The organism is Nonomuraea sp. B10E15, from assembly GCF_039871615.1.
Lineage (GTDB): Bacteria > Actinomycetota > Actinomycetes > Streptosporangiales > Streptosporangiaceae > Nonomuraea.
The window spans coordinates 16,501-38,813 of sequence record NZ_JBDPMB010000015.1; the positions used below are offsets into that span (position 1 = coordinate 16,501).

At 72.2% G+C, this 22,313-nt stretch carries 20 protein-coding genes; 8 read left to right on the forward strand and 12 right to left on the reverse strand.

Annotated features, from left to right (window positions below):
- Positions 1-12: 12 nt before the first annotated feature.
- Positions 13-1,053 (reverse strand): NAD(P)-dependent alcohol dehydrogenase, encoded by a 1,041-nt coding sequence (locus ABGB14_RS32875; RefSeq protein WP_347647726.1) that lies wholly within the window; start codon positions 1,051-1,053, stop codon positions 13-15.
- A gap of 95 nt (positions 1,054-1,148) precedes the next feature.
- Here ABGB14_RS32875 and ABGB14_RS32880 point away from each other — a divergent pair, with 95 nt between their 5' ends.
- The 3 genes from ABGB14_RS32880 (at position 1,149) to ABGB14_RS32890 (ending at position 3,489) form a co-directional block, all read left to right on the forward strand.
- A complete protein-coding gene (locus tag ABGB14_RS32880; protein ID WP_347647727.1) occupies positions 1,149-1,733 on the forward strand; it encodes a TetR family transcriptional regulator in 585 nt (194 codons plus the stop codon).
- On the forward strand, positions 1,730-2,383 hold the full coding sequence (locus ABGB14_RS32885) for a TetR/AcrR family transcriptional regulator (protein ID WP_347647728.1): 654 nt from the start codon (positions 1,730-1,732) through the stop codon (positions 2,381-2,383). Before ABGB14_RS32880 ends, ABGB14_RS32885 begins: the two co-directional genes overlap by 4 nt.
- Positions 2,384-2,583: 200 nt before the next feature.
- The gene (locus tag ABGB14_RS32890) at positions 2,584-3,489 is read left to right on the forward strand and encodes a class I SAM-dependent methyltransferase (protein WP_347647729.1); all 906 of its coding nucleotides are present in this window, start codon (positions 2,584-2,586) and stop codon (positions 3,487-3,489) included.
- A gap of 182 nt (positions 3,490-3,671) precedes the next feature.
- Here ABGB14_RS32890 and ABGB14_RS32895 read toward each other — a convergent pair whose 3' ends face one another.
- Positions 3,672-5,162: a serine/threonine-protein kinase gene (locus tag ABGB14_RS32895; RefSeq protein ID WP_347647730.1), complete on the reverse strand. Its 1,491-nt coding sequence runs from the start codon at positions 5,160-5,162 to the stop codon at positions 3,672-3,674.
- Positions 5,152-6,501, reverse strand: coding sequence for a DUF4407 domain-containing protein (locus ABGB14_RS32900; protein ID WP_347647731.1), 1,350 nt, complete (start codon positions 6,499-6,501; stop codon positions 5,152-5,154). Before ABGB14_RS32900 ends, ABGB14_RS32895 begins: the two co-directional genes overlap by 11 nt.
- A gap of 248 nt (positions 6,502-6,749) precedes the next feature.
- Here ABGB14_RS32900 and ABGB14_RS32905 point away from each other — a divergent pair, with 248 nt between their 5' ends.
- The 3 genes from ABGB14_RS32905 to ABGB14_RS32915 are packed head-to-tail and all read left to right on the forward strand — an operon-like array spanning position 6,750 to position 11,081.
- The gene (locus ABGB14_RS32905; protein ID WP_347647732.1) at positions 6,750-8,183 is read left to right on the forward strand and encodes a hypothetical protein; all 1,434 of its coding nucleotides are present in this window, start codon (positions 6,750-6,752) and stop codon (positions 8,181-8,183) included.
- Positions 8,170-9,168 (forward strand): hypothetical protein, encoded by a 999-nt coding sequence (locus ABGB14_RS32910; RefSeq protein ID WP_347647733.1) that lies wholly within the window; start codon positions 8,170-8,172, stop codon positions 9,166-9,168. Before ABGB14_RS32905 ends, ABGB14_RS32910 begins: the two co-directional genes overlap by 14 nt.
- Positions 9,156-11,081, forward strand: a complete 1,926-nt coding sequence (locus ABGB14_RS32915) for a hypothetical protein (protein WP_347647734.1) — start codon at positions 9,156-9,158, stop codon at positions 11,079-11,081. The genes ABGB14_RS32910 and ABGB14_RS32915 overlap by 13 nt, the downstream gene beginning before the upstream one ends.
- Before the next feature lie 15 nt (positions 11,082-11,096).
- Here the strand turns inward: ABGB14_RS32915 and ABGB14_RS32920 are convergent, their stop codons facing one another.
- From ABGB14_RS32920 to ABGB14_RS32955, 8 genes are all read right to left on the reverse strand, one after another.
- Positions 11,097-12,707, reverse strand: coding sequence for an ABC-F family ATP-binding cassette domain-containing protein (locus ABGB14_RS32920; protein WP_347647903.1), 1,611 nt, complete (start codon positions 12,705-12,707; stop codon positions 11,097-11,099).
- Positions 12,708-12,960: 253 nt separating this feature from the next.
- Positions 12,961-13,560 (reverse strand): DinB family protein, encoded by a 600-nt coding sequence (locus ABGB14_RS32925; RefSeq protein WP_347647735.1) that lies wholly within the window; start codon positions 13,558-13,560, stop codon positions 12,961-12,963.
- A 42-nt stretch (positions 13,561-13,602) separates the two neighbouring features.
- On the reverse strand, positions 13,603-14,976 hold the full coding sequence (locus ABGB14_RS32930; RefSeq protein ID WP_347647736.1) for a sodium:alanine symporter family protein: 1,374 nt from the start codon (positions 14,974-14,976) through the stop codon (positions 13,603-13,605).
- 177 nt (positions 14,977-15,153) lie between these two features.
- Entirely contained in the window at positions 15,154-15,843 is a 690-nt protein-coding gene (locus tag ABGB14_RS32935) for a response regulator transcription factor (RefSeq protein WP_347647737.1), read from the reverse strand.
- Positions 15,813-16,931: a hypothetical protein gene (locus ABGB14_RS32940; protein WP_347647738.1), complete on the reverse strand. Its 1,119-nt coding sequence runs from the start codon at positions 16,929-16,931 to the stop codon at positions 15,813-15,815. The genes ABGB14_RS32935 and ABGB14_RS32940 overlap by 31 nt, the downstream gene beginning before the upstream one ends.
- Positions 16,924-18,048 (reverse strand): ATP-binding protein, encoded by a 1,125-nt coding sequence (locus tag ABGB14_RS32945; RefSeq protein ID WP_347647739.1) that lies wholly within the window; start codon positions 18,046-18,048, stop codon positions 16,924-16,926. The genes ABGB14_RS32940 and ABGB14_RS32945 overlap by 8 nt, the downstream gene beginning before the upstream one ends.
- 124 nt (positions 18,049-18,172) lie before the next feature.
- Positions 18,173-18,967, reverse strand: coding sequence for an SDR family oxidoreductase (locus tag ABGB14_RS32950; RefSeq protein WP_347647740.1), 795 nt, complete (start codon positions 18,965-18,967; stop codon positions 18,173-18,175).
- Positions 18,964-19,416: a MarR family transcriptional regulator gene (locus ABGB14_RS32955; RefSeq protein WP_347647741.1), complete on the reverse strand. Its 453-nt coding sequence runs from the start codon at positions 19,414-19,416 to the stop codon at positions 18,964-18,966. Before ABGB14_RS32955 ends, ABGB14_RS32950 begins: the two co-directional genes overlap by 4 nt.
- Before the next feature lie 23 nt (positions 19,417-19,439).
- Here ABGB14_RS32955 and ABGB14_RS32960 point away from each other — a divergent pair, with 23 nt between their 5' ends.
- A complete protein-coding gene (locus ABGB14_RS32960; RefSeq protein WP_347647742.1) occupies positions 19,440-20,474 on the forward strand; it encodes a hypothetical protein in 1,035 nt (344 codons plus the stop codon).
- 4 nt (positions 20,475-20,478) lie between these two features.
- Here the strand turns inward: ABGB14_RS32960 and ABGB14_RS32965 are convergent, their stop codons facing one another.
- Entirely contained in the window at positions 20,479-21,513 is a 1,035-nt protein-coding gene (locus ABGB14_RS32965) for a Glu/Leu/Phe/Val dehydrogenase dimerization domain-containing protein (protein WP_347647743.1), read from the reverse strand.
- A gap of 277 nt (positions 21,514-21,790) precedes the next feature.
- Between ABGB14_RS32965 and ABGB14_RS32970 the strand changes: the two genes are divergently transcribed.
- On the forward strand, positions 21,791-22,282 hold the full coding sequence (locus ABGB14_RS32970; protein ID WP_347647744.1) for a hypothetical protein: 492 nt from the start codon (positions 21,791-21,793) through the stop codon (positions 22,280-22,282).
- Positions 22,283-22,313: the final 31 nt, after the last annotated feature.

Here is a 22,313-nt window from a genome sequence, read left to right on the forward strand (position 1 = left end):
TCGCCCCGGCGTTCAGGACAGGTCGGACAGGTCGAGGACGAAGCGGTAGCGCACGTCGTTGCGTTCGAGACGGTCGAGTGCCTCGTTCACGCGCGCCGACGGGAGCACCTCCACGTCGGCGGCGACGCCGTGCTGGGCGCAGAAGTCCAGCAGGGCGGCGGTCCCGAGCCGGCCGCCGCTGCCCGCGGAGCTGAGCTTCTTACGCCCGACGAGCAGGTCCATGGCCTGCAGGGTGACCTCCCCGAGGTGCCCGACGAGGCTGAGGGTCCCGTCCATGGCCACGAGCCGCAGGTAGGGGCCGAGGTCGTGCGGGGCGGGGACGGTGTCGATGACGACGTCGAACCGGTCCCGCGCCGCGGCCATCCGGTCCTGGTCCGTGAGGACGACGACGTCGTGGGCGCCGAGCCGGCGGGCGTCGCCGGCCTTGCCCGCCGACCGGCTGACGACCGTGGTCTCGGCGCCGAGCGCCACGGCGAGCTTGACCGCGAGGTGGCCGAGGCCGCCCAGCCCCACCACGGCGACGCGGGTGCCCGGCCCCACGCCGAGCGCGCTCAGCGGCTCCCAGACGGTGACCCCGGCGCAGAGCAGCGGAGCCGCGGCGGCGGGGTCGAGGCCGGCGGGGAGCCGGTAGGCGAAGCGGTCGCGGACGACGTACTCGCGGGAGTAGGCCCCCAGGGTGGTCGATCCGTCGTGGCGGTCGGTGCCGCCGTAGGTCAGGGTCGGGAACGCGTGGCAGAAGTTCTCCTGGCCGGCGCGGCACATGGCGCACTCCCCGCACGCGTCGACGATGTTGCCGACCGCGACGGGGTCGCCGGGCGCGAACCGGGTGGCCTCGGGCCCGGTCTCGGTCACGACTCCCGTGAACTCGTGGCCGGGCACGACGGACGCGCCCGGCTCGCGGGGGGCGCGGACGGCGTGCAGGTCGGTGTGGCAGACGCCGCAGTGGTCCACGCGTACCGCGATGTCGTCGGGGCGCAGGTCGCGCCGTTCCAGGGACGCCCGCCGCAGCGTCGTCACGGGGCCGTCCGCGCGCCATCCCAGTGTGGTTCTCATCTGGACTCCTATAAACAGACTGTTCGGTTTATTTCACGATGGCACAGGGTATGCCCGCAGAGCAAACCGACTGTTCTGTTTGGTAAGCTCGCGCCATGGCCGACCCGCCCCTGACCTCGCGCGGCGCCGCGACCCGCGGCCGCATCCTCGACGCGGCGACCAGGGAGTTCGCCGAGCACGGCATCGCCGGGGCGCGCATCGAGCGGATCGTCGCGGCAGCTCGCACCAACAAGGCGCAGCTCTACGCCTATTTCGGCAGCAAGGAAGGATTGTTCGACGCCATCTTCTACGGTTCCCTCGAGCGGATCACCAACGTCGTCCCGATCGACGCCACCGACCTCGCCGACTGGGCCGTGCGCCTCTACGACGAATATCTCCGCCGCCCCGACCTCATCCGGCTGGCCACCTGGGCGCGCCTGGAGCGGCGCCCCGCCGGCCACCTCGTCGACGACACCGACCGCCTCGACGAGCGCAAGCTGAGCGCCATCGCCGAGGCTCAGGCCGCGGGGGCCGTGCGACCCGGAGACCCGTTCGACGTGATGGCCCTGGTCATCGCGATGTCCATGGCCTGGTCGCCGGTCAGCAACGTCTACGCCGCGACCGCCGACGAACCCCCCGACGCGCACGAGCAGCGTCGCGCCCTGTTGCGCGAGAGCGTCAAGCGCGCCGTGATGACGTGAGCGCGCGCACCGGCGCGGCGCCGGCCCCCGGCCGCCGCGAACGCAAGAAGCAGGCCACCAGGACCGCGCTCCGCGACGCCGCCCTGCGCCTGGCCCTGCGCCACGGCGTCGACAACGTCACGGTCGAGCAGATCGCCGACGAGGCCGACATCGCGCTGCGGACCTTCTTCAACTACTTCTCCAGCAAGGAAGAGGCCATGGTGGCGCCCGTGTCGGCCGCCGCGGAGCAGCTCATCACCCAGTTCAGGGCCCGGCCGCGCACGGAGTCGGTGTTGCGGGCGTTCCGCGAGGCGGTGCTCATCGTCCTCAACGAGAGCGACGCCGTCAGCCACGACCACATCGAAGCGCTGCGGCTCATCCGGCGCGAACCGTCACTGATGCCGCAGCAACTGGCCGTGCTCGCCGCCCAAGAGGAGACCTTCGCCGAGGCCATCGCCGAACGCGTCGAACCCCCGGGCCGCGACGGCTACTATCCGGCCGTGTGCGCGGCCGCCGTGCTTGCGGCGCTCCACGTCGTCCTGGACCGGTGGCTCGACCAGGCCGCGGGCCTGGACCACGCGTCCGCCACGGCCCTGCTGGGTCAGCAGTGCGACGCCGCCATCGCCGAACTCGCCGCCGGCCTGGACCGCCCCGGCTCCACCACCACGTAGGCCTCGCGACCACGCCGGCCACCACCACCCACGTCCCGGCTCCGCGACCACGTCGGGCTTCCCGCCGCCTGGACGGGGGAGCGTGCACCCCTCCCGACTTCCGCTCTACGGAAATCCCACTAAATCATGATTTATCACACGTGATACGTTAAACGGGTCGTTTGTCCCTGTAGTGACACAGCCACCCAGAGAGGCAGAGTGTGCGAGCCGACGATCAGATCACTGACCGGAAGCTAGAAAAGGCCGACTTCAACGACATCTATGATCGTCCAGACCCCCGGGCGTACTACGACCGCCTCGGCAGCCTGGACTACGCCGTCCCCCACCACGGGCAGCGCGTCTTCCGCAAGGTGCTCGACGCGCTCGACGTGGACTCCCCGACCGTCGTGGACCTGTGCTGCTCGTACGGCGTGAACGCGGCGCTGATGAAATGCGACCTCACGCTCGACCACCTCTACGACCACTACGCCGCCGACCAGGTGGCCCACCTCGCCCCAGAAGCGCTCGCCGACGAAGACCGCAGCTTCTACCGGAGCCGCCGACGGGAGGCCGCTCCACGGGTGATCGGGCTGGACACCGCCTCCTCAGCCGTCGACTACGCCGTACACGTGGGCCTGCTGGACGCGGGGGCGTCCGACAACCTGGAGCAGAACGACCCATCGCCCGAGCTGGCGCAAATCGTCGGCGAGGCGGACCTCATCACGGTCACCGGCGGCATCGGCTACATCACCGACCGGTCGATCGACCGCCTGCTCGACTGCACGTCCCCCGACCGCCGCCCCTGGTTCGCCGCTCTCTGCCTGCGGACGGTCGACTTCACCCCCGTCGCCGACACGCTCGCCCGTCACGGGCTGATCACGGAGCAACTGGACAACGCCACCTTCCCGCAGCGGCGCTTCGCCGACGACCTGGAGCGGGAGTTCGCCCTGCGGTCGCTGGCCGAGCAGGGCCTCGACCCCACGGGCAAGGAAGCGGACGGCGAGTATCACGTCAACGTCTTCCTCTCCCGCCCCAGGGAGGACGTCGCCGTCGCGCCCATCGACGCGATCCTGGAGGACCTGGCCCCGCCTGACACCGCCTCCGCGACGAACCACCTGCTCGGCTGAGCCCGCCGGCCGGAGGCCGCTGCCACCATGGCCTCGGCCTCCGGTCACACCCTCACCCCAGCCGAAGCACCGTCATCCCCGGCAGGGCAGCCCCCACCCCGGCCGGGCCGGCTCTCGCGTCCGGCCGGACCTCGCCTCGCCAAACAGCCCCTCGCCTCCGGCCGGGCGGCTCCTCGACCGCCTCAACCAGCGAGCCGGCGCGCCACGTCCTCGCGGATCCCCGACGGCAACAAGGGCACCAGGCCGGCGCGGCAGGACGGCGGGGTCTGCGCCAGCAACCCGGCGATCGTGGCGGGCGGAAGGCGGCTCAGCGCCTGAGCCGCCGGGTCCTTCTGCATCGCGGCGACGGCGAGGCCGCTCTGCCGGGTGTCGATGTCGGCCATCGCCTCGATGGCCGCCGCCGAATGCCGGTCGTGCATCTGGCCCAGCACGAGCCCGCGGTGGTGGGCGTTCATCGCGAGGACCACCCTGGCCACCAGGCGCGGGTCGCGCACCTGGTCGAGCAGCCAGCCCGCGCGGGACGGGAGCAGCATCTGGAGGATCGTCGCGCTCTTCGCCGCCTGGCGGCACATCTCCTCGACCGCGGCGGTCGTGAACAACGTGTACCGCTCGGCGAGCAGCACCGCCGCCTCGTCGGGGGGCAGGGCGAGGACCATCGAACCCCGCTCCGCTTCGCCGGCGTCCGCCAGCGTCCGGCGTACGCGTCGCGCCGCCGCCCCGGCGCCTGCTCCCCCGCCTGCGGAGACGCCCCTGCCGCCGGGAACGCCGCCGTTCGCCCGTACGGCCCCGTCCTCCCCGGGCGGCCGGGAAGATCGGGCAGGATGGGGCGGCGTTGCCGTGGAAGCGCGCGACGGCCGCCGCGGCCCGGAGCCGGGATCGCCCCTGGCGGCCCCTTCCAGGTGCCGCGCCAGCTCACCGGCGGTCATCCGGTTGGCCGGGCTCTTGGCGAGCAACCGGTCGAGGGCCGGCTTGAGCCGGACCGCCCTGGTCATCGGGTCCGGGGGCGAGGTGAGGATCGCGAACCTGGTGGCCTCCTCGGTGCGCTTGTGGAACGGCGGGCGTCCTTCCAGGGCCGTGTAGAGGGTGGCCCCGAGCGACCACAGGTCGGCCGCCGGGCCCACCGGCGTGCCGCGTATGCGCTCGGGGGCGATGAAGTCGGGGGTGCCGACCACGTGGCCGAGCATGGTGATGCGCTCGTGGCCCTCGATGGTGGCGATCCCGAAGTCGACCAGGACGACCGAGCTGGAGGCGGTGATCAGGATGTTGTCCGGCTTAACGTCGCGGTGGAGCACCCCTACCGCGTGCGCGGCGGCGAGCGCGTGGAGCGCCTGGGCGCCGATGCGCACCACGGCGGGCTCGGACAGCGGCGCTCGTTTGATGAGCTCGCCGAGCACGGTGCCCTGGACGTAGTCCATCACGATCCACGGGCCGTCGGGGGCGTCGAGCACGTCGTGAACGCGGACGATGCCGGGGTGGTCGATCCTGGCCAGCGCCTGCGCCTCGCGTTCGGCCCGCGCCCTCAGCTCCGGCAGGCGCCCGACGTCGGCGCGCACCTGCTTGAGCGCCACCACCCGGTCGAGCTTGCTGTCACGCCCACGCCAGACCCATCCCATGCCGCCGCTGCCCAGGGGCGCCTCGATGACGAACCGGCCGGCGACGCGCCTACCAATCATCGTTCAGCCCGGCGTACCCGGCCCGCCCGCCGGTCGCGGCCGTCCGTGCGGCGCGGTCGTCGCGGAGCTCGCGCAGGGCCTCGTCCTCGAAACTCCTGGTCACGTTGTCCTCCTGCCGCGGCGGCGGGTAGGAGGTGCCGGCGTCGCGGAAGGTGTCGTGGAAGGTGCCCGTATGCGGATCCTCCGCGGTGTACGGCCGGGTCGGGCCGTCCCGCCCGGCGCCGCGCGCGAGCCGCCTGTCGGCCTCGTTGATCTGGTCGATGGCGTCGTTGACCTCCTGCTTCTCCAGCGCCGCCACGATCGTGTCGTAGCTGCCAGGCCGCTGCATGAGCTTGACGAGGATCGGCAGGCACTCGATGAGCAGGATGAACAGGAACAGCAGGAGCCTCGCCGTGCTGAGGGTGGCGTTGTCCCGCGAGACCCTGCTGAGCGCCTCCAGCCGCAACATCAGGCCGTCGGACCCCGTGATCTCCTGGGCGAAGCCGTTCCGGAGCCCGGCCTGCTGCTCGGTCAGTTTGTCCAGCTCGGCCTGCACGGCGCGCAGGTCCTGCTCCGCCTGGGTCAGCCTGCTCGCCTTTCCCGCTTTCTGGGTGTCGCTGAGCTGCTGCCTGCGCTGCTCGATCTGCCCGTCGAGGTCCTTCGCCCGGTCGCGGGCCGTGATGTACGCCTCCTCCGCCGCCTTCGCGAGCGGACCTCGGCCCTTCTTCGCGCACTTGGGCGGTCCGATGTACAGCTGGCACTGCCATTCCTGGTAGGCCTTGTCACGCTGCTTGACGGCCTGGGCCCGCGACTTGGTCAGCTCCTGGACGCGGGGGTCGGCGGCGGGGTCGAGCGGGCTCTCACCGCGTGAGACGATCACGGCTTCCAGTGCCGTGGCCGACTTCTCCAGCTCGGCGATGCGCCGGCCGGTCTCCCCCGCCTGCTGCGCGCGGGTGAACGCGTCTGTCCGTTCCTGCTGGATGTCGACGATCTCGGCGTCGATCTCAGGCTTGAAGATCTGCAGGACCAGCGGCGTGGAGATGACGGCCCCGAGCAGCAGCGCGAGGAGCACCCGGGGCAGGGCGAGCCAGAAGCGACGTCCGCCCTGGGCCGGCAGGGACGTGACGAGCCACCGGTCGAGGCTCAGGATCGCCACGCCCCAGACGAGGCCGATGAGGACGGCGAGCGGCGTGAACACCTTGAGCGCCGAGGCGAGGGCGAACGTCATGGAGATGGCGGCGACGCAGGCCGTGGTCAGGATGGCGCCACCCATGCCGTGGAATCTGGCGCGCTCTCCCCTGCACCTGTCCAGCACTTCGGGACGCGCACCCGACAGGACGATCAACCATCTACCGACCACACGCCACCCCGGGGGAAAGGGACAGGATGCCGCACAACCTATCCCGTGAGTAATCCCATGACTACCATAAACAACCGGCAATCATGACTTATAACAAGAGGATAAATGTCGGCTCACTCAGGAGCCTGATCCACCAGCTCGTCTCAAACTATCAGAAAACGGACAAACGATGATCAACTACATATTTCACCCTTGGTGCTGAACAGGGTTAGTCGCCGAACAGGGTCTTGAAACGGGCGGGGAGATTCTTGCACCATTTCGCAGAGGGCGGGTTGCGTGGCGAGCTCGCCGATCTGATCGTCTCATTCAGGGAACGGCTGGCCGTCGTGGAGATCGACGCCGCCGGCATACGTGTCTTCGAGGTCCGCGCCGACGAGGTCGGCACGGCCCACCACACGCGCAGAGCCTCCGCCAAGTGGTCCACCCTGACCGCCTCGGGCGACGAGGTCTTCGACGCGGTGCTCCGGGTCGCCCGCGATCTCGTCTCCGCCGACGAGGCCGATCCCGTGGTGATCGCGCGCTCCGCCGGCGGGCACGAGCAGGAGGCCGCGGTGCGCGCGCTGCTGCGGTGGCGCCCCTCGGCCCGGCTCATCGAGGCGCCGGGGGTGAAGGTCGGCGAACTGCTCGGCGAGCTGACCGCCGGGGCACCCCTGCGCCAGACGTACGACCTGATCGTGGCCAGGGAACGCGCTGAGGACGGCAGGCTCGAACTCGTGGGCCGGCGGCTCTTCGGCGCCGGCGCGCAGCCCGGCGACGAGGCCCACGTGACCGTCACGTGCACCGACGCGGGCGGCATGGTGCTCGCCGTCTCCGCCTGGTCGGGCCCGCTCCGGCCGTCGGGGCTGGTGTCGGCCGACCACGCGCCGCTCCCGCCGGGGCGGCACCCGCTGCGGGCGGTGCTGGAACGCCCCGGCCTGGTCCGCTTCCCCGAGGTCCCCGGGCTCCGGCCGGACACGCGCCCGTGGGAGGAGATCGTGGCCACGCTGCCGGAGCGGCTCCAGCGCCCGCCCCGGCCCGCGCACCTGGTGTGCGCCATCGAGACGGCGGGCACGAGGGAGGAGTTCGAGGCCCGCTGCCACTGGGCCGGCTACGTCATCGACCTCCTCGCCGACCGCTGCCCCGACCTGCGGCAGCTCAAGGTGTCCGTCATGGGGTACGGCACCCACGTGTACGACACGAGGCGCGCGGACCGCAGCAGGCCGGCCGTCGCCGCCTGGTCGGCGTCCACGGCGCAGGCCCGCGCCGCCCTCGAGTTCCTGCGGCCCACCGCGCCGACCTACCCGAACGCCGCCCAGGTCGAGGACGTGCTCGCGGAGGTGCGCACCCGGCTGATCCAGCAGACGGAGGGCACGCGCACGGCGCTGCTCACCATCGGGGCGCGGCCCCCGCACCCTCCTCGGTCCGGCCTCGACCGGGTGCCGGCCTGTCCCGCGCGGCACGACTGGCTGGCGCTGCTGCGCGAGATGGAGCAGCGCCACGGCCTCCGGAGCGCGGTCATCTGCGACAGCCCGCCGGCCACCTCCACGTCGCCCTGGCACCGGCTCGGCGCGACCGCGTTGTTCCAGGTGGACGCGGTCAACGCGGAAGAGCTCGCGGTCCGGCTCGGCCTGGTGACCGAGCCGGCGAGGGTGCTCTCCCTTCCCTTCGTCTCCCAGAGTGAGGACAGCGGTGGCCGACACTGACTCCGTCCCTGACGACCCCGAGCGCGGCCGGGAGCCCGACATCGCGATGTGGGGAGCCTCGGGCAGCGGCAAGACCGCCTTCCTGGCGGCGCTGAGCATCGCGCTGAACAAGTCCCGTGACGCCGGCTGGAGGCTCATCGGCGAGAACGCGGTGTCGCGGACAGAGCTGGCGAAACTGCGCAACACGCTGCTGCAGGCGCGCACGTTCCCCGCCCCCACCGAGGCCCTCACCCACTACAGCTGGATGATCATCGGCCCGGCGGAGACACGCCGGCGATGGTGGTGGCCGTGGACGGCGCGCGCGGCGAGGGCGCCGAAGATCAAGCTCGACTTCCTCGACCTCCGAGGCGACCTGTTCGCCGAGTCGGAGTCGAACATCGACAAGAAGGCCCTGGTCGACAGCCTCGTCAAGAGCCGCGGGCTGATCTACATGTTCGACCCCGACCGTGAGGCCCGGGTGGGCGACGCGTTCAAGCACCTGGACGCCGCGCTGCACGAGGTCGCCGGCCGGATGCTCGTCGGCGACGAGTACGAGGACGGCAAGCTGCCCCACCACATCGCGGTCTGCATCACCAAGTACGACGACCCCCGGGTGCTGCGGATCGCGATGGAGGGAGGGTTCACGGAGCGGGACCCCACCGACGAACTGCGCATCCCCCACGTGCCCCCTGACCGCGTCCGCGACTTCTTCCGGCTGCTGTGCCACGAGGCCCACGACCACAACACGGAGATGATCCTCGACCTGATCGAGGCGTTCTTCCACAAGGACCGCATCAGATACTTCGTGACGTCGTCGGTAGGGCTGTTCATCGACGAGGATCTCGGCCGCTTCGACCCGGACGACTACCTGAACGTCATCGACAACGCCGGCGGCGGGCTGACGATCAGGGGCGCCATCCGCCCCATGAACGTCATGGAGCCCGTGCTCTGGCTCGGCCGGATGCTCCGGCCCGGCGCGATCGGGAGCAGGCGATGGGACGGCTGACCGCCCACTGGGCGATCCTCGGCAAGACGCCGGAGAGCCTCGACGACTACGGCGTGATCCGCTGCAGCGCGGGGGCGATCTCCAACGCGGAGTTCGGCATGTGGCTCAAGGCGTTCACCTCCGGCACCATGGAGCCCAAGGCCCTGCCCCGCGTGGCGACCAGCTACTTCGCCGCGGGCGGCGAGCCGTGGCTGGGGTTGTCCCTGCAGAGGGAGCCCGACTCCCAGGACGGCTTCCACCGCCCGTACGCGATGACGTACTACGTCTGCGTGCGCTGGGCGGACGTGATCGCGGGCCCGAGCGCGGCGTCGTACCGCGCCCTGTACGAAGCGCTGGCCGGGGAGGACTTCTCCGGCGACGCGCCCTTCCGGCTCTCCCTCACCGCCTACGACGAGCGGCACCTCGCCGCCCAGGTGAACGGCACGGCGCGGCGGGCGGCTGCGCTCCTGCTCACCGGACGGCCCGTCTGCGTGGTGCGGGCCGGCCACCTCCCGCCGGAAGGGCGGCTGGACTTCCTCGACGCCGTGGCCGCGCTCCTCCCGTACGGGTTCCGCCACACGCTGGCGGTCTCGACCTGGACCAACAGCGCCTCCCGGCACCGGATCCGGCTCTCCTTCGCCGAGGTGCCGCCCACCCACGGCGCGTGGGAGCTGCCCTGGGAGGCGGATGACCGCTCGGCGTCGTTCCCGCCCCAGGCGCTGCTCTACGAGAAGGAGCTCGAGCGGTATCAGGGTGACGACCTCCGCGACCTGGTGGGGTGGCTCGGAACCCTGGTGGAGCCGCGCGACTTCGACGACGTGTCCGACCGCGCGGCGGCGTCCAGGCTGCTCCGCGGCCATGCCTCTGAGGGGGTCGCGGCGTACGGAGGGCAGTCCGTCGTACGCCCGCCGAGACCCTCGGTGGAGCAGCTGCTGCACCAGTGCCGCGAGAGCATCGCGCACGCCGAGGAGCAACGGCTCGGCGCGCTCAACGTGCAGCTGGCGGAGCGGGCGCGCGACCGGGTGACGGACCAGGACCGCAAGACGTACCGGGTGTTCATCAGGGCGAACCCGATCCGCCCGCCGGAGAGGCTGAGCGGTTCGGCCGCCGTCCGCGACTTCTTCGAGATCCTGCTGCGGCTGCTGTACGCGGCGCCGATGCACGCGGCGGACGTGGAGGAGATGCTGGTCGATCTGGGCGGCCAGCACCGACTGGAGCACGGACTCTCCCCGGCGCTGCTCGCCGCGATGAGCAAGCTCCTGCCCGCGAGCGCTCCGTCGGGCAGGTTGCTCATCGCCTGCCTCCAGGGCTCCGAGCACCTGCACAAGGTGCTCGCCGTCATGTCGGAGGACGAGCTGTGCCACGTCGCCGTCCGGTCCCGCAACCGCAAGGTGCTGGAGATAGTGATCACCGAGGCGGACCGCCGCGCGCTGCCCACCGATCCGCGGGGCATGGAGGCCGTCAGGTACGCGCTGGCGCGCCACCGCTACCTCATCGAGGCGATCAGCTCCATCTGCGCGGCCGAGGAGAGCGTGCTCCGCTACCAGGACGTGCTCTGGGTGGGCCATCGCCGCTATCTGACATCGGCCGACATCAAGGAGATCCTGGCGGACCTGGACAGCCCGCCCCGGACGTTCCTGCTCGCGATCATGACGCTCGGTGCGCCGGGAACGGCCCCGGCCCTGCTCCACACCATGGCCGGCGGCACGATGCGCGAGCTGAGCATGACCGGGACCCCCGTCGCCGACACCGTCAAGGCCGGCCTCGACCGGATGCTCTCGCGGGACGGCGGCGGCGACGGCCGGACGGCGCGCCACGGCCGGCGCACCGGCCTGGGCCGGCTGGCGCCGGTCTCCACGCTCGGCAAGGCCCTCGCCGGGACCTCGATCGTCCTCGTCGCCGCCGCCGCGCTCGCCCTGTGGTTGTGGCTCTGAACCGCCCGCGGGCTCTCAGATCCGCAGCCGCGGCCAGGTGTCGGTGTCGCGCAGCAGCCTGCGGTCGTGGGTGGCCAGGACCACCGCGGCGGCCGTCACGGACAGCGCCTCGGTCAGCTCTTCGACCAGCGCCATGGACAGGTGGTTGGTCGGCTCGTCGAGCAGGACGACCTGGGGCCGCGCGGCCAGCAGGACGGCCAGGTCGAGCCGGCGTTGCTGGCCGACCGACAGCTCGTGCACCGGCCGGTGCGCGGCTTCGGAGGGCAGCAGCCCCAGCTGCGTGAGCCCGACCTGGTCACCCTCGCGCAGCACGCCGGAGCTGACGAGCCGGCCGACCGCGGCCTCGTACACCTCGAAGGCCCGCCGCCGCGACGGCGGCGGTGACTCCTGGGCGAGCAGGCCGACGCGGGCGCCCCGCTTGCGCTGCACGGTCCCGGAGCCGGGCGCCAGCGTCTGGGCGAGCACGGCGAGCAGCGTCGACTTTCCCGCGCCGTTGGGCCCGGTCACCACGAGACGGTCACCGGCGCGCAGATGCACCGACAGGGGCGCCCGCAGCCTTCCGGCCACCGTGACGTCGTCGGCCCGCAGCAGCGTGGCTCCCGGCGTCGCCTCCAGGCGCGGCATCTGAAAGCGCAGCGGCGGCTTCGGCACGTCGAGCACGTGCGACTCCAGCGCCTCCCGCCGCCGGTGTACGGCCCGCACCAGTGCGGGCGCCCGGGTGGCGCGCGTGTGCTTGCCGGTCCCCTTGTCGGGCCGCCATCCGGTGGACAGGCGGTTCTGGGCGGCGGACAGATCCTGCGCGAGCCTCTGGCGCTCGTTCTCCTGGTCGCGGTAGGCGAGCTCCCAGCGTTCGCGTTCCGCGCGGTGGCCCTCACGGTAGCCGTCGTAGCCGCCACCGTACGTACGGGGCAGCCCGTCGCTGGTCGGGTCGAGGTCGAGCACCGCGGTGACGACGTCGGCCAGCAGCGCGCGGTCGTGGCTGACCAGCACGACCCCGCCCGGATGGGCGCGCAGCCGGGCGGTCAGGTGGTCGAGGCCGCTCGCGTCGAGATGGTTGGTCGGCTCGTCCAGGAGCAGCAGGTCGTGCCCGGCGCCCAGCAGGCCGGAGAGCCTGATCCGGTAACGCTGCCCGACGGACAGGCCCGCCAGCGGCCGGTCCCGGTCGCTGACGGCGCCGAGAGCGGCGAGCGAGACGTCGACGCGGCGGTCGGCGTCCCACGCGCCGAGGGACTCCGCGGCGGCGAGCGCGTCGGCGTAGTCCTGCTCGGCGCCAGGACGTTCCTCCTCCAGGGCGCGCGTCGCCGCGTCGAACGCGCGGAGCACGGCCCGCACCTGCGCGAGCTCGACGTCGATCAGGTCGCCGACCGTGCGGTCGTCGCCGATGGGCAGTTCCTGGTCGGCGACGCCGACGGTGCCGACCCGGCTGACCGAGCCGGAGTCGGGGGTCAGGGCGCCGGCGAGGACGTGCAGCAGGGTGGTCTTGCCGCGGCCGTTCTCGCCGACCACGCCCAGGCGGTCACCGGGAGAGACGGTGAGGTTGACGCCGGTCAGGACCGGCCTGCCACCGCGCGCGAGACGCACGTCGGTGGCGCTGAGATGGGCCCGCGCACGAGCCGGTAGGGACATGGCGGTGGACACGCTTCCTCCAAGGACCGGGCTCGCGCGCAGGCGGGCGCCCGGTGAGAGACGAGAGCTGACGACGGAGGGATCCGGCCGCGCCCGGGCCCGTCGATCAGGGCAGAACCGGGTCGGCAACGGCGGCCGGCGTCGTCGTCCTCAGAGGAAGAACAGATATTGTACGTGTCCACTATAACGGCCGTCGGCCCGGCGGGCGCAGCGGTGTGTGAGCCGCCGGTTCAGCGGGCGCCGCCGCCTCACCTCACCCGGCGGACCGCTGGCCCGCCTCCCGCGCGACCTGCTCCAGCCGGCCGCGGTAGGCCTCCCACCACGCCCGGTCGCCCTGCGGCAGGTTGTCGTTGCCCTGCTGCATCCCGGCGGCACCGTCGATCAGCTCGCGGACGATGTCGGCGTGGCCGGCGTGCCGGTTGGTCTCGACGATCATGTGCGTGATGATCCGGTGCAGCGTCACCTTGCGACGCCCCTCCGCCCACCACGGCACCTCTCCGGCCGCGTCGAGCGCCAGCGCGTCGATCGTCGCGTCGGAGTGGGCCCACACCCGGTGATAGAGGCCCACGATGTCCTCGCGCGGCTCGTCCGCGCTCGCCCACATGTCGGCGTTGGGCTCGGCGTCCTCCGCCATCCACGGCAGCGGCTCGGGGAACGGCCGGCCGAAGACGTCGCCGAGATAGCCCGCCTCCGTGCCGGCGACGTGCTTGACCAGCCCCAGCAGGTTGGTGCCGGTGGGCGTCAGCGGGCGGCGGACGTCGTGGTCGGACAGGCCGTCGAGCTTCCACAGCAGGGCCTCGCGGGCGCGCTGCAGGTAGAAGCTCAGGTCCGACTTCAGTTCGAGATCAGTCATGCGTGCATCCTGGCAGCCGGCACCGGCGGCGCGCACACGTGTTCACCGCGGCTCGACGGCTGGCACCTTGTCCCAGTCGGGACGGTTGAAGTACGCGCGGGTCTCCCGGACGACGAGCCCGGAGAGCAGGAGCAGGCCGATGAGGTTGGGCAGCGCCATGAGACCGTTCATGATGTCGGAGAACGTCCACACGGTCTGCAGTTCCAGCACCGTGCCGACGAAGATCAGCATGATGAACACCAACCGGTACGGCACCACCGCTCCCCTGCCGAAGAGCCGGTCCATGCAGCGCTCGCCGTAATAGGCCCAGCCGAGCAGCGTGGAGAACGCGAAGAAGACCAGGCCGATCGTCACGACGATGCCTCCCCACTGGCCGGGCAGCCCGTGGCTGAAGGCCGAGGTGGTGAGCGGCGCGCCGGTCTCGCCGCTGCGCCAGACGCCGGTGACGACGATGGCCAGGCCGGTCATGCTGACCACGATCAGCGTGTCGATGAACGTCTGGGTCATCGACACGAGCGCCTGCCGCACGGGCTCGTTCGTCTTGGCCGCCGCCGCGGCGATGCCGCCGGTGCCGAGACCCGACTCGTTCGAGAAGATGCCGCGGGCGACGCCGTACCGGATGGCCAGCAGGACGCCCGCGCCGGCGAACCCGCCGCCGGCCGCGGTGCCGGTGAACGCGTCGGCGAAGACGAGGGCCAGCGCCTCGGGCAGGTTGCCGAGGTTGGCGATGATGATCCACAGGGCGCCGAGGATGTAGAAGACGATCATCACGGGGACGAAGGCGCTGGTCACCGCGCCGATGCTCTTGATCCCGCCCAGGATGACGACCGCGGCGAGCACCGTGATGATCGCGCCGGTCAGCCACATGGGAACACCCCACTGCGAGTTGATCGCGTCGGCCACGCTGTTGGACTGCACCATGTTGCCGATGCCGAACGCCGCGAGCGCGCCGAAGACGGCGAACAGCACGCCCAGGATCGCGCCGAACTTCCCGCCCACCCCGTAGGTCAGGTAGAACATCGGGCCGCCGCTCTGCTCTCCCTTCGCGTCGGCACGGCGGAAGCGCACGCCGAGGAACGCCTCGGAGTATTTCGTCGCCATGCCGAGCAGCCCGGTCACCCACATCCAGAACAGGGCGCCGGGGCCGCCGAGGTGGATGGCCGTGGCGACGCCCGCGATGTTGCCGACGCCCACGGTGGCCGCCAGGGCCGTCGACAGGGCCTGGTAGTGGGAGATGTCGCCCACGCCCTCGGCTTCCTTGCGCCGGATGAGCGCGAGCCACAGGGCGTAGAAGAGCTTGTGGAACTGCAGGCCGCGCAGCACGATCGTGAGGTAGAGGCCGGTCAGCAGGAGCAGGGGGATCAGCAGGAACGGCCCCCAGACGAAGTCCGAGATCGCGGACAGTAGGTCTTGCACCCCAAGCTCCTCACGCTCGCATGTGAAGGGCGTCCCGTTCCCTGTCACGGGAACAGCAACCTTCCCACCATGTTCACGCAGGTCAAGGGCTCGCAGCTCGCTGGACACGCCGGGCGGAGAGCCTGCGTGCCCTGGCGGTGGTCAGTGGACGGCGAGGCGCCGACGTCCGTGGAGGCCCTACAGGGAGGTCGCCGTCTCGTTGAGCTCGGCGAGCGTGATGAGCCCGTCGTCGAGGGCGCGGCCGACGAGCTCGCTCTTGGTGCGGGCGGCCCGCCCCACGTTGGCGTACTTCACCCGTACGCGTGCGATGTAGGTGTCGACGGTCTTGACGGTGATGTTGAGCTTCGCGGCGACGAGTTCCTTGGACGAGGCCACGAACCACGCCCGCAGCACCTCGGTCTCGCGCTGGGACAGGCGCGGCCGGCCGGGAGCGTCGTCGGCGATGAGCGCCCCGGACAGCGACGGCGCGGTGTAGGGCTCGCCCTTCGCGGCCGCCCGGATGGCGGGCAACAGGTGGTCGGGGCCCTCGCGCTTGGTCAGGTAGGCGAGCGCGCCGAGGTCGACGCACTTGATCGCGATCGCGTCGTCGACGTGCTGGGAGTACACGATCACGCGGCGGCCGTTGTCGACGAGCCTGCGCAGCTCGCCGAAGTCCGGCCTGCGCGGCACCAGCTCCAGATCGAAGATCACGACGTCGGCGTCGGCTCCGGGGCCGGTCCACACGTCGGCGAGCCGGTCGCCGGCGTCGACGAGCTCGATCGGCGGCACGGCCTGGGAACACCAGAAGCGCACGCCCGCGGCGATGGCCACGTGATCGTCGACGATCACCACGGTGATCAGCTCGCCGGCTGCGGGCTCGGCTGCCATCGGACCTCCATCCATACCGTGTTGTCGGCGTTCAACGTCTCTACGTGCACTCCCGGCGTCACCGGGTCCGGCAGATCCACCTCGCCGCTGTCCGCGACGACGCTCACCGACACCAGGTCCGCGCCGCCGACGACCGCGATCCTGGCCCGGGAGGAGGCGGTGGCGAGCACGCTCAGCACCGGCTCGGTGAGGTCACGCCGGACGGCCACGGGCGGCGTCGGCCACTGCCCCCGCGCGTCCAGCTCCACCACGACGCCCTTGCGGTCCGCGACGTCAGCGCAGTGCCGCAGCTCGTGCAGCAGGGGGTTGGCCACGGTGTCGGTCTCGGCGAACAGCCTGCGCATCCGGCCGGCCTCGATCGCGCAGCGCCGCTGGATCGCCGGGGCCTCGGGGCTGAGCGAGCCGTCGGCGAGCCCTTCCAGCAGCGGGACCGTGGTCGCCGACAGCTCGGCGAGCCGCTGCTGCCTGCGGCGGTGGGATTCCGCCGCGACCGCCTCGGCGACGCGTACCCGCTCGATCTCCCGCTGGGAGGCCGCCGAGGCCGCGCTCAGCGAGGCGAATACGGCCGCCACCACGGCCACGCACAGGGGGAGGCCGACCACGGTCACCGAGCCGGTGGCGAAGCGGGCCAGGTCTCCCCGGTTGGGGTCGACCGCGAGCAGGTGCACCAGGGCGGTCAGGTCGTGGGCGAGCAGGAACGCGACGGCGACCCGCAGCGGACGGTCGAGCAGCACGACGAGGCCCACCCAGGCGGCGGCGCCGAACATCCAGTCGGTGCCGGTGGAGGTTCGCCCTTCCGGGAGGGTCACGTACGACAGGACGGACGCGGCGAGCACGGCGGCGATGGCGGCCCGGCGCAGCCGTCCCCACGGTCGCCTCCGGACGAGCAGGACGGCCTCGCCGGCGAGCACGGCGGCGAGCACCGCGAAAGCGGCCAGCTGCGCGAGCGGCGAGGTGTAGTCGTCCAGGTGGCGCAGGAGGTTGGCCAGCCCCTGCCCGCACACCGTCACCAGGACGACGAGCAGCGTCGCGACCCGCAGGCCCCGCCGTAGCTGCGTCCGCGTCATCTCCTCGGCGGCGTCACCCATCGGCACGCCATTCCAGCCGGACGAGGGTGCCCTCCCCCTCGGCGGAGGTGATCGTGGCCGTGCCGCCGATGCGGCTCATCCTGCCTCGTACGGACTCGCGCAGGCCGCGCCGGGTGGCGGGCACCTGCGATGGCGAGAATCCCCTGCCCTGGTCGGCGATGTCGAGCCGCAGCGACCGCGCGTCGCCGCTCAGCCGGACGGCCGCCCTGGTCGTGCCCGCGTGGCGGCGTACGTTGGTGAGTGACTCCCTGGCCGCGTCGGCGATCGCCCTGGCCACCTCGAACGGCAGCCGTAGCTCCGCCGGGGTGTCGAGGTCCACGGTCAGCTGCACGGAATCGAGGTCGTCGCTCAGCAGCTCGACGAGGTCGGCGTGCAGGGGGGCGCGCCCGTTGTCGGAGCGGAGCCTGTCGAGGTCGCGGCTCGCCTGCGGGGCCAGCCACTCCGCGTCCGAGCGCACCTGCCCGATGCCGACCATCAGCAGGGTCGTGGCCGCCGTGTCGTGCAGCGAGTTGCCGAGCTCGCGTTCCTCGGCCCTGACCGCCTCGGCCACCTGAGACTCGGCGCGTGCCCGTTCGGCCTCTGCGGCCATCCGGTCCGCGCGTTCCGCGGCGCGGTGGACGAGCACCCAGGCCGCTCTGGACAGCCCGGCGGCCGGTAGCGCCCACACCGTCCCCGTGACCAGCGTGTTGTCCACCTGGGCCGCTCCCGCCACCGTGAGGAAGGCCACCGCCCCGCCCGCTGTCGCCACCGCCGCGAGGCCTCCCACGAGCGGCGGGGCGTGCCACTGGCACGTCACGCAGGCGAACGTGATCAGCAGCCGCAGCCACCCGGTGTTACGGTCCTCGACGGCGTCGGTCAGGAAGATGCTCGTGTACAGGCCCAGCAGGACGACCACGTCGAGGGCGACCGCCGCGTGCCCGCGTCCCGCGCGTAACCACCATGCGTAGCCGCAGGTCCACGCCGCCGCGGCGGCGGCCGCCACCGCGGTGGCCGCGACGTTCTCGGGCGGGGCGCGGAACAGGGCGATGGCGACGATCGGCGCGATCGTGGCCAGGCGCACCGCGGCCGCGTAGCGGCGGCCGAAGTGCTCCAGCAGCCGCGCCGCCTCGCCAGCCAACCGTCACCTCGCATCGATCCTTCGCCGCCTGCGGGGGCCCGCCGGTGATCCGATGGGCGACGTGCGACCCACGCAGCCTAACGAGTCAGGCCGTTACTTGATCAACGCTGGTGTCCGGAACCCGTCACTTCCGGGGACACCGCCTGGCGAAGGGCGCCCTGGCGAACCGGTAGGCGATCTTGGCGGTCGTCAGCCGGCGGACGTGGGCGCCGTTCTTCGCCCGGCTGACGACGCGCCGTGCCAGCCACGGCGCCACGGTGTCGACCGGATCGGCCAGGATCGCGAAGATCTCAGAGGCGCGCCCCCGCGCCGCCTCCGAGTCGCCGCCGGAATCGCCGCCCAAGTCGTCGCCCGAGTAGCCGTACGTCAGCAGGTCGGTGACCACCATGCCCGGGCTGAGCAGGCCCGCCGTCACCCCGTCGGGAGCCTCCTTGGCCAGGGCCCAGGTCAGGTAGGTGACTGCGCGCTTGGAGGCGCCGTAGACGCCGAGGCCGGGCACGATGCGGCCGTCGCTGCCCAGGCCCTCCATGTTCCAGATGTGGCCGCCGCCCCGCGCCGCCATCCCCGCCGCCGCGACGGCGCACCCATTCAGCACGCCGAGCAGGTTGACCTCCACCACCGTGCGCGCCTCGGGCTCGGGCAGCCGCCACAGCGGGAGGCGATGGTGGGGCACCCCGGCGTTGTTGACCCAGATGTCGACGCGGCCGAAGCGGCGTACGGCCTCGTCCCAGAGCGCCTGGACCTGGGGGCGGTCGGTGACGTCCGCCACGAGGGCGGGCACGCCGAGCTCGGCGGTGACCGCGGCGACGCCGGCCTGGGTGGTGCCGCACACCACCACCTGGTGGCCCTGCTCCAGCAGCGCGCGGGCCAGGCCGCGCCCGAGGCCGCGGGTGCCCCCGGTGATCACGATCTTCTTCATGCCCCGTGGTCCCCCCGGGCCGCCACGGTGGCCTCGATGCCGCGGGTGAGGAACCTGCCGATGGTCTCCCGCTCCTCCGGGCCGAACTCCTCGACCACGGCGGTGAGGTGGCGCCCCAGCGGGGCGAAGAACGTGCGCGCCAGCTCGACCGCGCGCTCGGTGATGACGACCTCGACCTTGCGGCCGTCGGTGGCGCTGCGCCGGCGTCCGGCATGGCCGGCCTGCTCCAGCCGGTCGATGAGGGCCGTGGTGGCGGGCGCGCTGAGGTTGAGCTTCGCGCCCAGCTCGCCGGGCGAGAGCGCATGACCGGCGTGGTGCGCGTCATGGATCTCCACCAGGGCGTTCAGGTCGGTGCGGTGCAGCCGGTGGGCCACGGCGAAGCCCTCGACGAATCGGTCGCTCTCCACGTTGAGCCGGCGAATCAGCACCATCACCTCGTAAGGGCTCACAACCCTCCCTATATATTTCGATGGTGGAAATACCTTACGGCACGAAGCACGCGCTGAGCACGGTGCGGCCGGGCACGGCGCTGGCGGCCGGGGTGGCGGCCAGCGCCGTGCTGACCGGCCTGATCTGGCTGTTCGGCCAGCGACTGCACGGCATCACGCTCCTGCCCGACCAGGGCGCCTCCTGGTACTACTGGAAACTGCCCGAGCCCACCGTGTGGACCAGGCTGTCGGCCTGGACGGGATACGCCGCCCACCAGGTCGCGTTCTGGTGGATGATCTTCTACGCGCAGACCAGGGTGCGCCGCCACGCAGCCGGGCTGCACCCGGTCAACGTCGTCGCCCTGGCCGTCAACACCGGCTTCGTCGCCCTGCACACGCTGCAGACCCACCTCTTCTACGACGGCCTGGCCCAGGACGTGTCGATCTACAGCTCCCAGGGCTCCGTGGTGCTCCTCCTGGTCGTCGTCCTGCTCATGGAGAACCGCCGCCGCGGCCTGTTCCTCGGCAGGCCCGCGCCCCTCGGCCGGGAGGTCGTCGACTTCGCCCGCCGCTATCACGGCTACCTGTTCAGCTGGGCGGCGGTGTACACCTTCTGGTACCACCCGGCGGAGGCCACCAGCGGCCACCTGGTCGGCTTCTTCTACATGTTCCTCCTGCTGCTGCAGGGCAGCCTGTTCCTCACCCGCGCCCACACCAACCGCTGGTGGACGCTGACGCTGGAGCTGACGGTCGTGGTGCACGGCACCCTCGTGGCCGTCATGACCTCAGGCCCCGACGGGATGTGGCCGATGTTCCTGTTCGGCTTCCTCGGCGTCTTCCTGATCACCCAGATGCACGGGCTGGGGCTCTCGCGCGCCGCGCGCCTGCTGCTGGCCGCCTGCTACGCGGTCTCCCTCATGGTCGTGTACGCCCTGCGCGGCGACCTCCTCGGCGGCGCCGGCGAGGCGATCAGGATCCCGGCCATCGAGTACGTGCTCGTCGGCGTGCTGGCCCTGCTGCTCTGGGCGGGACTGCGCGTCGCCCGGCTCATCCGCGGCCCGGCGTCCCCGCGTCCGTAACGCCTCAGGCGGAGGCCAGGCGGAGGCGGGCCAGCTCAGTCGCGGCCTGGGCGGGGGTCACCCGCTGGAGTGCGGCCGTGTGCAGGAGGTCGGCGACGGTGTGCTCGATCGCCTCGACCCGCTTATGAGCCTCGTCGGCGCTCTCGTGGTGCAGCTCCACGGCGAGCGTGTTGATCACGCCGCCCGCGCTGACGACGTGGTCGGGCACCCACGCGATGCCGCGCCGGTGCAGCAGATCCGCCACCTTCTCCGTGGCGAGCTGGTTGTTGGCCGGTCCCGCGACGGCGGCGCAGCGCAGATCGGGTACGACGTCCGCGGTGAGCACGCCGCCGAGCGCCGCGGGGACGACGATGTCGACCTCCGCGGTGAGCGCTTCCTCGGGCGAGACCCAGGTGGCGCCGAGCGCGTCGCTCTCCTGCCGCCTGGCCGGGTCGATGTCGGCGACCACGAGCTCGGCCCCCTCGGCGGCGAGCAGGCGGGCCAGCCGCATGCCGACGCTGCCCAGTCCCACGACCGCCAGCCGCGCGCCCGTGAACGCCGCCGTGCCGTGCAGCCGCCGGCGCACGGCGCGCAGGGCCGCCAGCGTGCCGAGCGCGGTGGCCTCCGAGGAGCCGCCGCTGCCGCCGTGCCGTTCGGGTTTGCAGAACACGTACGGGGTCCGTTCCCCGATGACGGCCATGTCCTCGGGGGTCGTCCCGACGTCGGGGCCGGTCGCGTACGTGCCGGACAGGGACGTGATCGCGTCCGCGACGTCGTGCAGCACCATCCGGCGCGTCGCCGCGTCCAGGTCGGCGTCCGCGGGCAGGGCGACGACGGTCTTGCCGCCGCCGTTCGCCAGCCCGGCCACGGCGCACTTGGCGGTCATCGCGGCCGACAGGCGCAGCGCGTCGGCGAGCCCGTCACGCCAGTCGGCGTAGCGCCAGACGCGGCATCCGCCGACCGCCTGGCCGAGCTTCGTCGAGTGCACCGCGATGATCACCGGCAGGCCGGACCGGCTGCCGGAGCGGACCACGACGTGTTCGTGCTGGAAATCCGGCATGTGCTGCCCCTTCCGAATGGTTGGTCACCGCGATCAAGAATCGACCTTTTGTCACAGGACCGCCATATAGACCGAACGATCGGCTGGAGATCTGCCGATTCTCCGGCCAAGCGCGAGATTCCCGGCCGTGTGGGCCGCCGGCGCCGACCGAATGGTCGTACGCGCCGACGTGCCACGCCGATCCGTCGCCGTCCGGATTCGGATCGTCTCGGAGGGTTATCTTCTCCATGGGGAAAGACCGCCCGCCCGATGAGCCCACGACCTGACTAGGAGCGTCATGCCGATCCTCGCCCGGCCCGCCGCCACCGCCTTCCTGCTGATCGTGGTCAGCGGCTGCGCCGCCACGCCCACCACGCCGGCGGCGCGCCTCCCCGCCTCACCCAGCGCACCCGCCGCGAGCCCGGAGGAGACGCCCGCCGGATTCCAGGCCGCCGACGGGCGCGAGCTGTCGTCGTGCGAGGACGCCGACTGCGAGATCGAGATCCGGGCCGGCGACGAGCTCACCATCGACGGGCGGTTCGGGGTGCGGCAGCTGACCATCGGCGCCCTGCAGCCGGACGGAGCGCGGATCACGCTCAGGGGCTCGACGGGGAGGCTGAGCGTCCAGGGCATGCAGGCCAGCATCAGCAGCAACTGCGTCAACGGCCGCTGCCGCGACGAGGGCGACCTGGTGCTCTCCCCCGGCGAGACGGGCCGCGTCAACGACCTGCGGCTCGACCTCACCCACCTTTCCGGCGACCGCGCCGTCCTGCGCCTCACCCCCGGGTGACGGGGCCCCGCCGCCTGGGCTGATACGTCGA

Excerpts from the sequence above, each read along its gene's own strand:
- ABGB14_RS32875 (WP_347647726.1), bottom strand. The coding sequence starts at position 1,053 with ATGAGAACCACACTGGGATGGCGCGCGGACGGCCCCGTGACGACGCTG.
- ABGB14_RS32880 (WP_347647727.1), top strand. The coding sequence starts at position 1,149 with ATGGCCGACCCGCCCCTGACCTCGCGCGGCGCCGCGACCCGCGGCCGC.
- ABGB14_RS32895 (WP_347647730.1), bottom strand. The coding sequence starts at position 5,162 with ATGATTGGTAGGCGCGTCGCCGGCCGGTTCGTCATCGAGGCGCCCCTG.
- ABGB14_RS32915 (WP_347647734.1), top strand. The coding sequence starts at position 9,156 with ATGGGACGGCTGACCGCCCACTGGGCGATCCTCGGCAAGACGCCGGAG.
- ABGB14_RS32920 (WP_347647903.1), bottom strand. The coding sequence starts at position 12,707 with ATGTCCCTACCGGCTCGTGCGCGGGCCCATCTCAGCGCCACCGACGTG.
- ABGB14_RS32925 (WP_347647735.1), bottom strand. The coding sequence starts at position 13,560 with ATGACTGATCTCGAACTGAAGTCGGACCTGAGCTTCTACCTGCAGCGC.
- ABGB14_RS32935 (WP_347647737.1), bottom strand. The coding sequence starts at position 15,843 with ATGGCAGCCGAGCCCGCAGCCGGCGAGCTGATCACCGTGGTGATCGTC.
- ABGB14_RS32940 (WP_347647738.1), bottom strand. The coding sequence starts at position 16,931 with ATGGGTGACGCCGCCGAGGAGATGACGCGGACGCAGCTACGGCGGGGC.
- ABGB14_RS32950 (WP_347647740.1), bottom strand. The coding sequence starts at position 18,967 with ATGAAGAAGATCGTGATCACCGGGGGCACCCGCGGCCTCGGGCGCGGC.
- ABGB14_RS32965 (WP_347647743.1), bottom strand. The coding sequence starts at position 21,513 with ATGCCGGATTTCCAGCACGAACACGTCGTGGTCCGCTCCGGCAGCCGG.
- ABGB14_RS32970 (WP_347647744.1), top strand. The coding sequence starts at position 21,791 with ATGCCGATCCTCGCCCGGCCCGCCGCCACCGCCTTCCTGCTGATCGTG.